Source organism: Actinacidiphila paucisporea (assembly GCF_900142575.1).
In the GTDB taxonomy this organism is placed as follows: Bacteria; Actinomycetota; Actinomycetes; order Streptomycetales; family Streptomycetaceae; genus Actinacidiphila; species Actinacidiphila paucisporea.
Genome location: NZ_FRBI01000002.1, coordinates 222277 through 237841 on the forward strand (window position 1 = coordinate 222277; position 15565 = coordinate 237841).

Annotated in this window: 13 protein-coding genes and 1 tRNA gene; 6 read left to right on the top strand and 8 right to left on the bottom strand. The window is 72.9% G+C overall.

The features are described 5' to 3' along the window. Positions 1 to 70: 70 nt before the first annotated feature. Positions 71 to 877: a DedA family protein gene (locus tag BUE44_RS04145; RefSeq protein ID WP_079189473.1), complete on the top strand. Its 807-nt coding sequence runs from the start codon at positions 71 to 73 to the stop codon at positions 875 to 877. On the opposite strand, the gene BUE44_RS04150 is transcribed toward BUE44_RS04145, so the two are convergent. After that, positions 846 to 1541 carry a TetR/AcrR family transcriptional regulator gene (locus tag BUE44_RS04150; protein WP_235001898.1) on the bottom strand — a complete coding sequence of 232 codons (696 nt, stop codon included), beginning with the start codon at positions 1539 to 1541 and terminating at the stop codon, positions 846 to 848. The two genes, BUE44_RS04145 and BUE44_RS04150, sit on opposite strands and share 32 nt — an antisense overlap. A 114-nt stretch (positions 1542 to 1655) precedes the next feature. Here BUE44_RS04150 and BUE44_RS04155 point away from each other — a divergent pair, with 114 nt between their 5' ends. Further along, positions 1656 to 3896, top strand: a complete 2241-nt coding sequence (locus BUE44_RS04155) for an MMPL family transporter (protein ID WP_073493804.1) — start codon at positions 1656 to 1658, stop codon at positions 3894 to 3896. 3 nt (positions 3897 to 3899) lie between these two features. Here BUE44_RS04155 and BUE44_RS04160 read toward each other — a convergent pair whose 3' ends face one another. From BUE44_RS04160 to BUE44_RS04170, 3 genes are all read right to left on the bottom strand, one after another. Further along, positions 3900 to 4103, bottom strand: a complete 204-nt coding sequence (locus BUE44_RS04160) for a MarR family transcriptional regulator (RefSeq protein ID WP_073493806.1) — start codon at positions 4101 to 4103, stop codon at positions 3900 to 3902. A gap of 147 nt (positions 4104 to 4250) precedes the next feature. Continuing rightward, positions 4251 to 5102 (bottom strand): class II fructose-bisphosphate aldolase, encoded by an 852-nt coding sequence (locus BUE44_RS04165; protein WP_073493808.1) that lies wholly within the window; start codon positions 5100 to 5102, stop codon positions 4251 to 4253. Positions 5103 to 5140: 38 nt separating this feature from the next. Further along, entirely contained in the window at positions 5141 to 6031 is an 891-nt protein-coding gene (locus BUE44_RS04170; RefSeq protein ID WP_073493810.1) for an SIS domain-containing protein, read from the bottom strand. 308 nt (positions 6032 to 6339) lie between these two features. On the opposite strand from BUE44_RS04170, the gene BUE44_RS04175 reads away from it, so the two are divergent. Then, positions 6340 to 7155: a dienelactone hydrolase family protein gene (locus BUE44_RS04175; protein ID WP_073493812.1), complete on the top strand. Its 816-nt coding sequence runs from the start codon at positions 6340 to 6342 to the stop codon at positions 7153 to 7155. Between the two features lie 18 nt (positions 7156 to 7173). Here BUE44_RS04175 and BUE44_RS04180 read toward each other — a convergent pair whose 3' ends face one another. The 4 genes from BUE44_RS04180 to BUE44_RS04195 form a co-directional block, all read right to left on the bottom strand. Continuing rightward, positions 7174 to 8208: a sigma factor-like helix-turn-helix DNA-binding protein gene (locus BUE44_RS04180; RefSeq protein ID WP_073493814.1), complete on the bottom strand. Its 1035-nt coding sequence runs from the start codon at positions 8206 to 8208 to the stop codon at positions 7174 to 7176. A 90-nt stretch (positions 8209 to 8298) separates the two neighbouring features. Continuing rightward, on the bottom strand, positions 8299 to 8799 hold the full coding sequence (locus BUE44_RS04185) for a MarR family transcriptional regulator (RefSeq protein WP_073493817.1): 501 nt from the start codon (positions 8797 to 8799) through the stop codon (positions 8299 to 8301). 249 nt (positions 8800 to 9048) lie between these two features. Next, positions 9049 to 10242 (bottom strand): lactonase family protein, encoded by a 1194-nt coding sequence (locus BUE44_RS04190; protein ID WP_073493819.1) that lies wholly within the window; start codon positions 10240 to 10242, stop codon positions 9049 to 9051. 382 nt (positions 10243 to 10624) lie between these two features. Next, a tRNA-Arg gene (locus BUE44_RS04195) sits at positions 10625 to 10697 on the bottom strand. A 443-nt stretch (positions 10698 to 11140) separates the two neighbouring features. On the opposite strand from BUE44_RS04195, the gene BUE44_RS04200 reads away from it, so the two are divergent. The 3 genes from BUE44_RS04200 to BUE44_RS04210 all read left to right on the top strand — a co-directional run bounded on the left by BUE44_RS04200 (position 11141) and on the right by BUE44_RS04210 (position 15398). Continuing rightward, positions 11141 to 12763 carry a dynamin family protein gene (locus BUE44_RS04200; protein WP_107415610.1) on the top strand — a complete coding sequence of 541 codons (1623 nt, stop codon included), beginning with the start codon at positions 11141 to 11143 and terminating at the stop codon, positions 12761 to 12763. Between the two features lie 5 nt (positions 12764 to 12768). Next, positions 12769 to 14850 carry a GTPase gene (locus tag BUE44_RS04205; protein ID WP_235001899.1) on the top strand — a complete coding sequence of 694 codons (2082 nt, stop codon included), beginning with the start codon at positions 12769 to 12771 and terminating at the stop codon, positions 14848 to 14850. Between the two features lie 125 nt (positions 14851 to 14975). Further along, positions 14976 to 15398, top strand: a complete 423-nt coding sequence (locus BUE44_RS04210) for a single-stranded DNA-binding protein (RefSeq protein WP_073493825.1) — start codon at positions 14976 to 14978, stop codon at positions 15396 to 15398. Positions 15399 to 15565: the final 167 nt, after the last annotated feature.

Here is a 15565-nt window from a genome sequence, read left to right on the forward strand (position 1 = left end):
GGTTAACCCGCTTGCCGTCCCCGCCCACCGCTGTCAGCGTTGTGCAAGGGGAGGGAAGAGGGGCGGTGGGATGGACGTTGCACTGAGTGTGTCGGCACTTGACTTCACCTCCGGACTCGCCGAGTACCTGAGGGGTGGACACGTCATCTGGGCGTACGCGCTGCTGGCCGCGACGACGGCCCCGCCGCTCGTGCCCAACTCAGTGCTGCTCGTGACCGGCGGCGTGATGGCCGCGGAAGGCCATCTGAATCTGGCGCTCGTGCTGCTCGTGGTGGCCGGCAGCGCGTTCTTCGGCGACCTCGTGATCCGCCGGACAGGACAGGCGCTCAGCTCGCGCGTGCTGAACCGCATGCACCGCAGGCCGCGCCGTGAGGCTCTGCTGCGGTGGGCGGCGCTGCGTATCCAGCGGCATGGTGTGCCCTTCGTCATCGGCGTGCGGTTCCTGCCGAGCGGCCGGGTCATCGGCGGCCTCGCGGCGGGCATCATGCGCTATCCCGCGCGCCGCTATGCGATCGGAGCGGGCGTCGCCGAGACGGTCTGGGCCACGTATTCAGTCGGTGCCGGCTACATCAGCGGCCGGGCCGCCTCCAATTCGTTCTATGCCCTGTCCCTGGGGCTCGGCATCTCCCTGCTGGTCGCCGCCGTCGGCACCGCGGCCCAGTGGGCCTCACGGGCCAAGGAGCGCCGCCAGGGCGGCGGTGCGGCGCGACCCTCGGCCGTGGTGGCGGCCTCCCTCGCCCAGGAGATGGGCCCGGTGGCCGTCCGTCCGGGCGTAGCCCCGGGAGAGGGCGGCGCACCGACGATCGGACCGCCCGCGCCGCCCAGGGACGGCCACCACGATGTTTTCAGCTGCCCGTCGGCAGGGCGCGAGAAGTAGCTCCGGCCGCCCCCACGGGGGCGGCCGTCCCGTCGACCGTGACCGGCCCGGTGCCGACGTACGGCGCGAGATAGCGGTAGAGCATGCCTTTCATCTCGCCGGCGTAAGCGGTGCGCTCCTCGCCCTCGCTCTGCACGATCAGGTCGAGCGCGGCCTTGAACATCGCGAAGGACATCTCGGCGATGAGCGTGCGTTCGACCGTCGACAGCGACGGCTGCCGCAGGGCCAGCAGCCCGGACACGCCGTCGAGCAGCGTCGCGTGCAGCGTGTCGTGCTCCTCCGTGACCCTGCCCGGCGCGTCGGGGCCCTTGATCAGGGCCAGGAAGGCGGGGTTGGCGCAGTTGAACTCGACGAAGGGGTCGGCGATGGCGTCGATGAGCTGGTCGAGCGGCAGCCGGGCGTTCTCCGCGGTGAAGACGCGCCCGTGCGCCTCCTCCATCTGCTTGACCAGCTGGCCGCCGAGCTCCACGGCGATGGCTTCCTTGTTCGGGAAGAACTGGTAAAGCGTGCCCGGTGACACGCCGGCCTCGCGCGCGATCGCGTTGGTGCTGGAGGCCGTGTAGCCCAGCTTGCAGAACACGCTGGCGGCGGCTTGGAGCAGCTGGCTGATACGCCGCTCGCCGCGCGCCTGGCGCCGCCTCGGCCTCTCGTCCGCCTCGGACACGTGTACTCCCAGGGGGGATTGACAAACGCGAGTGCTCGCTCGCATTCTTGAAATGCGAGTGGTTGTTCGTGTCTGTAATTTTATGTCGTTCCAGGGCGAGAGGACACCTCTGTCATGTCCGATGTCAACCGCGCGGGTGCGGTCGGGGGGTGGACGCGGGCCGTCACCGCCAGGCCGCGGCTGACTCTGCTGCTGGCGCTGCTCTTCACCGCACTCACCGTGGTGGCCGGAAGCGGCGCCGGGGGCCGGCTGTCCAGCGGGGGCTTCGAGGCCCCCGGATCCCAGTCCTCCTACGCCACCGCGGCGCTCGCCGACCGCTTCCCCGGCTCCCAGCCCAATCTCGTCCTGCTGGTCGACACCCGGGGCGCGGACCCCGACAGTCCCGCCGTCGCCGCCCAGGGGCGGGAGCTGGCCCGCAGACTCGCCGCCGATCCCGATGTCGCCGGTGTGAGTTCGTACTGGGACACCGGCGCACCGGTGCTGCGAGCCGAGGACGGCGGCTCCGCGATGATCACCGCCCGGCTGCGTGGGGACGACGACGCCGTGGCCCGGGAGGTCAAGCGCATAGCTCCCGCCTACCGTGGCACGCACGGGCCGGTCCGCGTGACCGTCGGCGGCACCGCCGAGGTGCTGCACGAGATGCAGAGCACCATCCAGCAGGATCTGGTGCGGGCCGAGATGATCGCCCTGCCGATCACGCTGGTGCTGCTGGTCATGGTCTTCGGCAGTGCGGTCGCAGCACTGCTGCCGCTGGGTATCGGCATCATCGCGATCCTCGGCACCAGCGCGGTGCTGCGCGGCATCACCGGGTTCACCGACGTGTCGGTCTTCGCGGAGAATCTGACGACCGCGCTCGGCCTCGGGCTGGCGATCGACTACGCCCTGTTCATCGTGCGCCGCTTCCGCGAGGAGCTGGCGGCCGGTGCGGCACCGCGGCCGGCGGTGGCCACGACGCTGCGGACAGCCGGCCGGACAGTGCTCTTCTCGGCGCTGACCGTGGCGGCCGCCTTGTCGGCCATGCTGGTCTTCCCGCAGTATTTCCTGCGCTCCTTCGCCTATGCGGGTGTCGCGGTGGTGCTGCTGGCCGCCGGCGCGGCACTGATCGTGCTGCCGGCCGCCCTGGTGCTGCTCGGCGACCGGGTCAATGCGCTGGACCTGCGGGCGCTGCTGCGCCGCGGGGGTCGGCCGGCGGGGCGGACCGCCGCGGAGCCCGGCGCGCGCTATGCCGCGCTGGCCCGGTTGGTGATGCGCCGGGCGCCGGCCTTCGCGATCGGTGCGGTGGCCGCGCTGCTGCTGCTCGGGCTGCCGTTCCTGCGGGTGCAGTTCGGGACGGCGGACGACCGGCAGCTACCGGCCGCGGCCGAGGCCCGTACGGTGCAGCAGCACGTCCGGCAGGACTACGCCGGCGCCCCGGTCGGCGCGATCACCGTGCTCGCCGAGGACACCGACACGGCCCGGCTGGCCGACTACCGGCGCCGGGTGGCCGCTCTGCCCGGTGTGGTCCGGGTGGAGGGCCCCGTCGTCGGCAAGGAGGCCGGCAGCGCCTATCTGACGGTGGTGCCCGACGGCGCTCCCGTGGACTCCGGTCCGCAGCGCGTGGTCGGCGAGATCCGGGCGGTGCCGGCCGGCTTCCGCACCTCGGTCACCGGGCAGGCGGCGGTGCTGGTCGACACCAAGCACGCCATAGCGCAGCGATTGCCCTGGGCGGCCGGCGTCATCGGCCTGGTCACGCTGCTGCTGGTGTTCCTGCTGACCGGCAGCGTGGTGGTCCCGGTGCAGGCGGTGCTGCTCAATGCCCTCAGCCTGACGGCGATGTTCGGCGCGGTGGTCTGGGTCTTCCAGGACGGCCACCTGTCGCGGCTGCTGGGTTTCACCGCGACCGGCAGCATCGAGACGACACTGCCGGTGCTGATGTTCTGCGTGGCCTTCGGGCTGTCCATGGACTACGGGGTCTTCCTGCTGTCACGGATCAAGGAGGAGTACGACAGGACCGGTGACCACCAGGGGTCCATCGTCTTCGGGCTGCGCAGGACGGGAGGACTGATCACGGCCGCCGCGATCATCCTGGCCGTGGTGATGGTCGGAGTGGGAATGTCCCGGGTGGCCAACACCAAGATGCTGGGACTGGGGATCGCCCTGGCGGTGCTGATGGACGCGATGGTGATCCGTACGCTCCTGGTGCCGGCGGTGATGCGGCTGACGGGCAGGGCCACCTGGTGGGCGCCGCCGGTGCTGCGCCGATTTCACGACCGGTTCGGCATATCCGAGGGCGGCGGCCCGCGGACGCCGGGGACGGCGGTCGGGGCCCCGCGCTCCGGTGAGCGGCGGGACCCCGAGCCCGCGAGCAGGAACTGAGGGTCAGTCCGGGTCCCGGCGGCCTCGGTTCCCCGGCCGCCGGGCGCTCCAGGCCCTGATGGTGTCCGCGTACCAGTAGGGCTTGCCCCCTTCCACGCGGTCGGGATCGGGCAAGTGCCCGTGCTTGCGATAGGAGCGCACAGTGTCGACCTGCACGCGGATATGTGCGGCGATGTCCGCGTACGACCACAAGGTCTTGTCCGTCATGTCGGGTACCTCCGAGCGTTCGTGACTGACCGTCAGCACACTCGTCGGGTCAACGACGTGGAGGGGAGCGCCGCATGGGCTTGTCGATCTTCTGTGACGTGGAACCCGCGAAACGGTGACAAAAGTAGCGAACGGGTAACAGTGCGATCAGGCGGGAGAGGTGCTGCAGGAGACGACCTGGAGGAGGTGCCGGGCGGTGGTGGCCATCGCGTCCCGGGCCGGTCGCAGATAGCGGCGCGGATCGACCACGGCGGGATCGTCGGACAGTTGCCCGCGCACGGCGGAGGTGAAGGCGACATTGAGCGCGGTGCCTATGTTGATCTTCACCATGCCGGCGGCGACCGCCTGCCGCAGTTCGTCGTCGGGCACGCCCGAGGAGCCGTGCAGCACCAGCGGTACGGCGACGGCCGCCCGCAGCCGGGCGATCAGGGCGTGGTCGAGGCGTGCGGTGCGCAGGGTCATCGCGTGCGAACTGCCGACCGCGACCGCGAGCGCGTCCACGCCGGTCGCGGCGGTGAAGGCGGCGGCCTGGTCGGGGTCGGTGCGCACGCCCGGGGTGTGCGCGCCGTCCTTACCGCCGACCGCGCCCAGTTCGGCCTCCACCCACACGCCTTGGGAGTGCGCCCAGGCGGCGACCCGGGCCGTGGCGCGCACGTTCTGCTCGTAGGGCAGCGCCGAAGCGTCGTACATGACGGAGGACCCTCCTGCGGCGACACCGGCCCGCAGCAGGTCCTCGTCCTGGATGTGGTCCAGGTGCACGGCGACGGGTACGGCGGCGGCGGCGGCGAGGGCGACCGCGGCGGCCAGCAGCGGCGCCGGCCGGCCGAGGTGGAAGGCCACCGCGTTCTGGCTGATCTGCAGGATCACCGGCAGCCCGGCGGCCTCGGCGGCGGCGGTGATGGCCTCCGCGTGCTCCAGGGTGATGACGTTGAAGGCGGCGACGCCGTGGCCGGCCGCGCGGGCGGCGGTGACGAGGTCGGCGGTGGTGGTGGCGGTCATGCGGTCCCTCGGATTCGTGGGAAGCGGCGGGGGCCGGGTCAGCCGAGGACGACCGAGCGGGTCAGGTTGCGCGGGCGGTCCGGATCCAGGCCGCTGCGCTCGGCCACGGCGACCGCGAGCCGCTGGGCGCGCACCAGATCGGCCAGCGGGTCCAGGTCGGGGCGGGACTCCAGGGTGCCGCCCACCGCGGCGACATCGTCCGCCAGCCCGGCCGGCAGCGCACCGAAGGCCCAGACCGTACGGCCGGGCCCGGTGATGCTGATCGGGCCGTGGCGGTATTCCATCGCCGGATAGCTCTCGGTCCAGGCACCCGCGGCCTCGCGCATCTTGAGCGCCGCCTCCTGGGCGAGCCCGTAGGTCCAGCCGGTGCCGAGGAAGGTGGTCTGCTCGGCGGCCGGCAGCGCCTCGGGCAGGTCGGCGGCCACGGCGGTGCGGGCGTCGGCGACGGCGGCGGTGAGGTCGTGGCCCAGGTGGGCGCGGAGCAGTGCGAGCGCGGTGGTGGCGAATCTGGTCTGCACGACGGAGCGTTCGTCGGCGAAGTCCAGTACGACCACTTCGTCGGCGGCTTCCCGGACCGGCGTGTCCGGGTCGGCGGTGACCGCGACGACCCGGACGTCGGCGGAGCGCAGGCGGGTGGCGGCCCGCAGCACTTCGGTGGTGGTCCCCGAGCGAGTGATCGCCAGCACGCGGTCGTAGTCGCGGCCGAAGGGGAATTCCGAGGCGGCGAAGGCGTCCGTGACCCCGTGCCCGGCCTGCTCGCGCAGCGCCGCGTAGGACTGGGCCATGAACCATGACGTGCCGCAGCCGATCACCGCCACCCGCTCGCCCCGCTGCGGCAGCCGGTCGGCGGCCTCGGCGGCGATGCTCGCCGCACGCAGCCAGCAGTCGGGCTGGGAGGTGATCTCGGCGGTGGTCAACGAGACGGGCATGCAGTGCTCCTCGATACGGGAGAGGCGGTGCCGACCGGCCCCAGGCCGGGGCGTCCCATGCAGTGTAGATGAGCATTCATGCGCGAAACCAGCCTTGAATGAGCAGAATTGCTCACTCTCCCGCCTCCTCGGTCCCGGACATCCGTCCGGGGATGAATCGCCGTTCCGTGGGCGTGGCGCTCGGCCGGATGGGCAGGATGGAGGCGCGCGCACGACCCCGGCGCACCCGGCGGCCGCGACGTCCGCAGTCGGCCGGGCCTCCACCGTGCTCGCACCGCGGGCGACCCGACCACCGAGGAGAACCCCTGATGACCGGCTCCGCACCCACCTCCGATCTGACCGGTTGGCGCAGCAGCCCGTTCACCGGCGCAGGCTTAACCCACGACGTGTACGAGAAGGGCGAGGGCCCGGGGGTGGTGCTGGTCCCCGAGATCCCCGGCATGACGCCCGAGGTGCTGGGCCTTGCGGACCACCTGGTCGAGCAGGGCTTCACCGTCGCGATCCCGTCGCCCTTCGGTGTGCCCGGCCGCAAGTCGACCGCCGGATACACCCTCGCCACCGTCGCCAAGCTGTGCGTGTCCGCCGAATTCAGTGCCTTCGCCACGGGTGCCAACCGCCCCTTCGCCGACTACCTCCGGGCGCTGGCTCGGGACCTCGCGGCCCGCACCCCGGGACCCGGTGTCGGCGTCATCGGGATGTGCTTCACCGGCGGCTTCGCCCTGGCCGCCGCCGTCGACGACGTGGTTCTCGCCCCGGTGCTCAGCCAGCCCGCGCTGCCCTTCCCCGTGGGCGGCAGGCGCGCCGCGGACCCGAGCGTGTCCCCGAAGGAGCTGGCCACGGTGGTGGCCCGCACCCGGGAGTCCGGCCTGTGCCTGCTCGGCCTGCGGTTCAGCGAGGACAAGGGCGCCACGCGCAGCCGTTTCGCGACCCTGCGCCGCAGCCTCGGCGACGCCTTCGAGGTGATCGAACTGGACTCGGCCAAGGGGAATGCGGGCGGCTTCAAGAGCTCCGCGCACTCCGTACTGACCACCGAGGTCAGGGAAACCCCCGGGCATCCCGCGCTCGCCGCCCGCGAGCGGGTGGTGGAATTCCTGCGCGAGCGGCTGACACCCACGAGCGGCTGAAGCCACCGTGCCGTGCGGTCAGTGGCGGTCCTCGCCGGGACCCGGCTGCCGGACGACCCGGGACAGCTTCTCGGGGTTGGTGACCAGGTAGATGCCGGTGACCTGGTCACCCGGGGCGCTGAGGTCCATCACCAGTACGGCATAGGGCGAGTCGCCGGAGAAGACGACGGCGGACGGGTCGCCGTTGACGGGCCGGTAGCGTACGTCCAGCCCGTCCAGCCCGTCCAGCCCGTCCAGCCCGTCCAGCGGGTGCGACGCCGCGTAGCCGCTGAGGAACCTGGCGACCCGTTCGCGGCCGGTCACCGGCCGCAGCGCGGAGCGGACCCTGCCGCCGCCGTCGGTCCACATCGTCACGTCCGGCGCCAGCAGTTCCAGCAGCGCCGCCTGGTCGCCGGCCATCGCGGCGGCGATGAAACGCTCGGTCAACTGCTGCTGGGTCCGCGGGTCCGCCGCATAGTGCGGGCGCCGCGCCCGCACGTGCTCCCGCGCCCGGTGCGCGATCTGGCGGACGACGCCGGGGTGGCGGCCGAGGATTCCGCCGATCTCGGTGTGCGGATAGCCGAAGACCTCGTTCAGTACGAACACGGCCCGCTCCAGCGGCGGCAGCGTCTCCATCACCACCAGCAGTGCCGTCGAGCTGGATTCGGACGGCAGGCTCGGCCAGACGACGCCGTCGGCGGCGACGATCTCCGCCGCCTGGGGCAGCGGGTCGGTGACCAGCGGCTCCGGCAGCCATGGGCCGACGTAGGCCGCGCGGCTGAGGCTGGTCTCGGACTGCCGGGCCAGCGCGCGTCCGACGGCGATCCGCAGCAGATACCCGCAAGGGTGACCGGCGTCCTGCCCGTCGCCGTCCTCGCTGTCGCCGCCGTCCCGGTCCGCCGCCTGTTGACGACGGCCGCCGCGTACCCAGGCCAGCCAGGTGTCCTGGAGGACGTCCTCGGTGTCCGAGACGCTGCCGGTCATGCTGTAGACCACGGAGAACAGCAGTTCACGGTGTCTCGCGAAAACCCGGGTGGCCGTGTCGTCGGGCAGCTCAGCGGGGTCGTCGGACATGCGCGTGGCCTCCTCGTTGACGCAACTGTCAACTGAGATGCGGGGCCACGGGGAAATGTGACATCAGCGCCGGCCGCCCGGCATGGTGCGTCAGGTGTCGGCCAGTTCGTCGGTGGCGATCCGTCCGGCGCGTGCCGTACGCAGCAGGAAGTCGGCGATCAGCACCAGTTCGTCGTCGTCGTACTCCGCGCAGATCCCGTCGACCGCGGTGTTCAGCCCGGACAGGAGATACGTGACCTCGGCCGCGCGCTCCTTGACGACCTGCACCAGCACGGCGCGCCGGTCGGTCGGATTGGGCGTGCGAATCACCCAGTTGCCGCGCTCCAGCCGGTCGAGCACGCCGGTCAGGGTGGCGGGGTGCATCCCGGCGCGCTTGGCGAGGGCCGTCGGCCCGATCGGGCCGTAGCGGCCGATCAGGTCCAGGCATTCGAGATCGGCGTCCCGCAGATCGAGCTGCATCCCGATCTGGTGGTTCAGCAGTGCCAACTGGACGCTCAGATCGCGTAGCCCGTCCCTGATCCTGTGGGTCAGCCGCCTGCGCCGCCGCGCCGCCGACGCGGCCGACGTGGCCCCGGGGAGTGTGGAATCCATACGCAAACGATCCTCGCATCGATAGCACGCGGAGAGAGCAAACTACCCCATGGCCGCGACACGACTGCCGGGCGGCCGTCTCTGTTCAAGCCGCTTTACCTGCGGTCCGGCAGAGGTGACTACGGCGCACACCATCTCACAACCCCATAAGAGACTCGTACGACTTCCGCAAAACCTCGCCCCCCCTCGCCGACCAGTGTGGCGGGCGGGATGGGCGAGGCTGCGGGTGCGCTACAGGTATCCGGCTGGTCAACCGGCGGCGATGCCTTCGCCGCCGACCGCGCCAGGTACGGTGACCGATCCGGTCCGGGTGAGCGAGCCGTCGCGGCCGACACGGAATTCGTCCACGATTCCCTGGGCGCCGGTCTGTACGTAGACGTCGCGGCCGTCGGAGGAGGCGGCGGCGTCCACCGTGCCGTCGTGGGTCGGGGTGTTTCCGAGCGCGGTGAGCGGGCCGCGCGGCTCCACCTGGTAGCCGGACAGGGTGGCGCTTCCGGCGTTGGACGCATAGAGGTTGTCGCCGGTGGCGACTACCCAGCAGGTCGCCATCTGCCCCGTCGCCACCTGGCCGACCTGGTGCAGGGTGCCGTCGCGGCCGACGGTGAAGGTGGCCACCGCATTCGGCCCCGCCTCGGTGACCTGGAGCCGTCCCGCGCGGTCGAAGGTGAAGCCGAACGGCACCGCGTCGGGGGTCGAGGTGACCACCGGGTGGGCGGCGGGGGCGCCGGACGAGGTGAGCGGGAAGACGTCGATGCTGTTGGCCCCGGCCTTGGTGGTGACGATCAGCTTCGAGCCGTCCGGCGTGAAGCCGACCTGGCCGGGGGTGTGGGTGAATTCCGGCGAGGCGGCGGCCAGGTGGAGATCGCGGTGCCGGCCGGGTGCGGAAATCAGATGCCGGCCGTTCCACACGTAGCCCTGGACCGAGCCGCCGTCGCGGGCGTTCAGCACGTACACCTGGTCGTCGTGCGTGGTGACGCTGACCGGGAAGTCGCCGCCCGAGGGGAGCACCTGGAGGCGCTGCAGCCGGTCGCCGTGCACCGCGAAGACGGTGACGGTGTCGCTTCCTGCGTTCACCGCGTAGAGCAGCTGGTGCTCGCAGTCGTAGCTGAGCGAGCCCTGCGAGGCGAGGTGGTCCACGACCGAGCCGTCGAGGACGCCGCCCCGGCCGCCGGTGGGGTAGACCTCGTGGCGGCCGAGCGAACCGTCGGGATTGCGGTGGTAGGCCACCACCGTGTTCGCGGTGGGGTTGTCGCTCTGGACGAAGACGGGGGCGCTGTCGCGATCGGTCGCCTGCCGCGGTGTGGCCGCGCCCGCCGCGGGGGCCGCGACGGCGGCGGCCGTGGCCACCGCGACGGCACCGACGGCGGCGGCGCGGGCTGCGCGGGCGGTACGGCCCGGGCGGGTGCTGCGGGTGCTGCGGGTGCTGCGGGTACTGGTGGGCATGCTGATCTCCTCTTGCAGGTCAGGAGGCTTCTCGGGGGCGTCCGGCATGCCGAGGAAGCCGTCAACTTGCCCATTGCACAACGGAGTTGGCGGCGCAGAGAGGTGCAGCCGGACTGATCGTCACGCTAACTCGCGCATCATGCCATCACCGGTGCAAAACGGGCGTATCGCCTCACCGTCCCGGCTCCGTAAGAAATGCCGGGCGGGGTACGGGGAGGGCGCCGGTCGAGGGTGGGCGGTCCTTACACGGTCGCTACGCGGAGCCCGGTACGTTCCAGGTGATCCGTCTTTTCAGCGATCCATCTCCTCGCCGTCCGCGGCGGGATGGTGCGTCCGGCAGGGCGGCGGTCGGTGCCCGGACGGGGCGTCGGCCGCGTGAGAGTGCCCCCGGCAGGACTCGAACCTGCGGCCAAGCGCTTAGAAGGCGCCTGCTCTATCCGCTGAGCTACGGGGGCCGGACAATGGCCGCGGCTGTCTTCGCCCCTGGCTGGTTCCGTGACCTGTACCGAGGTCAAGGATAGGGCGCCGCGTCCGTGCTGCCGTCTGCTTCACCCGCGTGACGCGTTGTGGAGGTTCGGTGAAGTGGTCCGATAATCGCAGGCAGGCGCGGAAGTCGCATCGCTTTTGACGGGTCGCAACACTGCCGTTGTGCAGTCGTTATGCCGGTGGCTCGTTCTGGCCCCTGAGCACCATCCGACACTGCCGCGCAGCGGTTTCCCGGCCTTCCGCGGGCCTTCCCGTGACCTTTGCGCGACCATTGCGCAGCTCCTGTGCGGCGGTCGCGGCTCCGTCGCCGGGCCCCGACCGGCCGCCGCCGGTCGGGCGTTATCCGGGGTGAATGCGGCCAATTATCCGAAATGCGCTTCTTAAATGCTCCAATATGGGGCATTCTGCCGACGTGGCGATCTTGGACGTACGGCCAGAGCTGATCGACGCGTTGTCCGCGCTGCGTGACCGCGTCGAGGCCGCCTGCTTCCCCTTCCCGCTGCCCGGAGCCGCCCGGGCCCGCCGCACCCGCCAGGAACTGCTGACCCAGCTGGACGACTACCTCGTACCCCGGCTGACCGCCCCCGAGGCGCCGCTGCTCGCGGTGGTCGGCGGATCGACGGGAGCGGGCAAGTCGACGCTTGTCAACTCACTTATCAGCCGTCGTGTCAGCGAATCCGGTGTCCTGCGGCCCACCACCCGCACTCCGGTGCTGGTCTGCCACCCCGAGGACCGCGCCTGGTTCGCCGACCCGCGGGTACTGCCCGGTCTGACCCGCGCCTGGGCCGTACGCCAGCGCAGGGGCGACGACGACGTCCCCGACCGCCACGAGCCCGCCCGGCCCGAACTCCGGCTGGAGTGCGACGACTCCCTGCCGCGCGGCCTCGCCCTCCTCGACGCCCCCGACATCGACTCCCTCGTCACCCGCAACCGCGAACTCGCCGCCGAACTGATCTGCGCGGCCGACATCTGGATCCTGGTCACCACCGCCTCCCGCTACGCCGACGCCCTGCCCTGGCACCTGCTGCGGACCGCCAAGGAATACGACGTCACCCTCGCCACCGTCCTGGACCGCGTCCCGCACCAGATCGCCGACGACGTCAGCAGGCACTACGCCGCCCTGCTGACCAAGGCGGGCCTGGGGGACGTGCCCCGCTTCACCGTCCCCGAACTGCCCGAGTCCGCCGGCGGCGGGGGCCTGCTGCCGCAGACCACCGTCGCAGGGCTGCGCGAGTGGCTCACGCACTGCGCGCAGGACCCCGCCGCCCGCCAGCACGCCGCCCGCCGCACGGCCGCGGGCGTCCTGGACTCGCTGGGCAGCCGGCTGCCCGCCCTCGCCGCCGCCTCCGCCGCCCAGCACGCCGCGGCCCTGCGCCTGGCCCGCGCCGCGGAGGACGCCTACGAGCTGGCCGCCGAGCACATCGACGCGGCCGTCCGCGCCGGCGCACCCCTCGCCGGTGAGGCGCTGGCCCAGTGGCGGGGCTACCCCGCATGCGGCCCCGACACCCTCCAGCACGCGCTGGCCGAGGAACTGGCCGCGCTGCTGCGCACCGAGACCGACGCGGCCGACGAGCGGATCGCCGACAGCTGGCAGCGCGACCCGGCGGGCGAGGCGCTCCTCGACGACGGCCTGTCCCGCCCCGACCGCGACCGCGTGGCCGTGGCCGCCCGGATCGACAAGGGCGTACGCCGCTGGCGCCGTACCCTGGCCGATCTCACCCACGCCCAGCTGCGGGCGGCCCACGACACCGAACGCCCCGCCGCCGACCCCGAGGACGTAGCCGCCCTGCTGGCCACCGCGCTGCTCGGCGGCCGGCGCGGGCGCACCGCGGGGGAGCGGTTGGCCGAGACCGTCGGCGCGCAGGCGGCCCTGCGGATGCGCGACGCGGCGCGCGACCGGCTCGCCGACGCCGTCGCCGGGCTGCTCGACGGCGAACGCGACCGCAGGCTCGCCCCGGTCGACGCCCTCGACGTCACGGCAGGGCAGCAGTCCTCGCTGATCTCCGCGCTGTCCCTACTGCAGAAGGAACGGTGACCCCGGTGCGCTCGACCACCGCCGACCCGTCGGCCACGACCCAGCGGGCGGGAGGCGGCCGCCACGCCACCGCCTCCACCGGATCGGCCCCCGCACCCGCCTCCGGGGGCGGCTCAGGAGCCGCCGGACAGGCGGGAGCCGCCGCGGCCGATCCGCTGAGCGCGCGGGTGGACGCGCTCGGCGAGCTGCTCGGCCTGTCCAGGACCCGGATCAGCCCCGACGCCCTCGCCGAGACCGGTCAGCTGCTCGAACGCCTCGGCGAGCGGCGGCGGCTCTCCCTCGACCACACTGTGGTGGCCCTGGCCGGCGCCACCGGCAGCGGCAAGTCGGCGCTCTTCAACGCCCTGGCCGGACTTCAGCTGTCCGACACCGGGACGCGCCGCCCCACGACGGCCCGCCCCATCGCCTGCGCCTGGCACCCCGACGGGGCCGCCGGGCTGCTGGACCGCCTCGGCATCGCCTCGCAGGACCGCTACGCCCGGCGGAGCGCGCGGATCCCCGCTCCGGCCGACGGCGCGGGACGCCTGGACACCGGCGCGGGGGCCGTGGACCCCGGCACCGGGGTGCTCCGCGACGCCCGCGCCGGCGGGGCCCCCGGTGAGGGCGGCGTTCCGGACCTCGCGGGCGACGCGGATCCGCGGGACACGGCAGCCGTGGCCGGTGGGTTCGGCGGGGCCGCCGGAATCCCGGTCGATGACGACGGCTGTCCGGCTGGTTCACGGCTTGACGATTTCGGCGGTGACTGCTGCCAAGGGCCCCCGGCCGACGGGGCGAGCCTGGACGGGCTCGTCCTGATCGACCTGCCCGACCACGACTCCGCCGCCCCCGGGCACCGCGCGCAGGTGGACCGGCTGCTGGAACTGGTGGATGTCGTCGTCTGGGTGCTCGACCCCGAGAAATACGCCGACGCGGCCTTGCACGAACGCTATCTGCGCCCCCTTTCCGGGCATGCCGATGTGACGGTGCTGGTGCTCAACCAGGTCGACCGGCTGCCGGGGGACTCGGCGGACCTGGTGCTCGACGACCTGCGCAGGCTGCTGGACGAGGACGGTCTCGCGGTGGGTGAGCACGGCGACGACGGCGCGGTGGTGCTGGCCGCCTCGGCGCTCACCGGGCACGGCGTGTCCGATCTGCGCGGTGTGCTGGCCCAGATCGTCGCCGAACGCACCGCGGCCGGCCGCCGGCTGGCTGCCGACATGGACCGCACGGCGAGCCGGCTGCACCCGCTCTACGTGGGAGAGGGTGGCGCCGGGCTCACCGATCCGGCGCGGGAGGAATTCATCGACCGGCTGGCGGACGCGGTGGGAGCGGCCGGAGCGGGTCAGTCGGCGGAACGGGACTGGGCGGGCGCCGCCCGGGTGGCGTGCGGCACACCGTGGGGGCGGCTGAGGGGAGAACGGACCGCCGCGGGCGCCGGTTCCCCCGGACCACGGGAGACGCCGACTTCACCCGTACGGCGGAACGGCCCGGGAGGTACCGGCGGCTCCATCGGGCCCGTGGCGTCCCGGCCGCTGGTCGGGGAGGCGGTACGCGGCCTGGCCGCCGACGCCGCCCGCGGCCTGCCTGCGCCCTGGGCGCAGGCGGTGCGTGACGCGGCCCGGCGCGGCGGTGAGGGCCTGCCTGCGGCGCTGGACGGGGCCGCCGCGCGGGCCGTCCCCGGGCCGCCCGAGCGGCCCGGCTGGTGGTCGGCCGCCCACCTGGTGCAGTGGCTGCTGATGGCGCTGGCGGTCGCGGGCGCCGTGTGCCTGAGCGCGATCGCGTTCGGTTCGATCCAGCTCAGCTGGTGGGTGCCGGTCGCGATGGCCGCCGCCGGCGGGCTCGGCGGACCGCTGGTCTCCGCGGGCTGCCGGTTCGCCGCCCGCGGGCCGGCCCGCCGGTACGGCCAGACCGCCGAGCGCCGGCTGCGGGACGCCGCCGCCGACTGCGGCAGGGCCAGGGTGCTCGAACCGGTCGCGGCCGAGCTGATGCGCTACCGCGAGGTGCGCGAGCAGTTCGCAGTGGTGGCGGGTACTTCCTCTACTTCCTCGCGCGCGCCGTACGCGCGTGATTCCCACCCGATGTATTCCCATTCGCACTCGTACGAGTGACGACTTATCCACAGTCACGAGTTATCCACAGATTCGTGATGGTCTTTCCTTGACCGTCCTGATTTGGGGGACGATGTCCTCAGAGCGTCCCACCGCGGGACGACGCGGAAAGCGAGGACCGTGCGATGAACGAGACCCTGGTGACCGTCGTGGGAAATGTGGCGACGGAGCCCGAGATGTACACCACCGCCACCGGTGTGGGGGTCACCCGCTTCCGGCTGGCGACCACCGCGCGTCGCTGGGACTCCGAACGCGGGGCGTGGACGGACGGAGCGACCAGCTTCTACACGGTGTGTGCCTGGCGCACGCTCGCGGGCCACATCAAGGACTCGGTGGGACTGGGGGAACCACTCGTGGTCCAGGGGCGGTTGAAGATCCGTGAGGACGAGCGCGACGGGCGGCGGTATACGGCGGCGGAGATCGAGGCGGTGGCCGTCGGGCACGACCTGGCCCGCGGCGTCGCGCGGTTCAGCCGGAAGTCCGCACCAGCCGCGAATGTGCCCGAACCGGCGGCTCCGCCGCCGGCCGCAGCGGTGGCCGTGCCCTGACGCTCCCGCGTGGACTTTCGGCTCCGCGCCCGGGCGGCGCCGCCTGGAAGAGCGGGAAGCCGGCTGACGATCGAGGAGGGTGCATACGGGGAGCGCGTCCGCGGCCCGTCCGACGGGCTGCACGGCCTGCCCGAGCAGGGCAGCGTGGCCGCCGCCCCGGGCGGGGT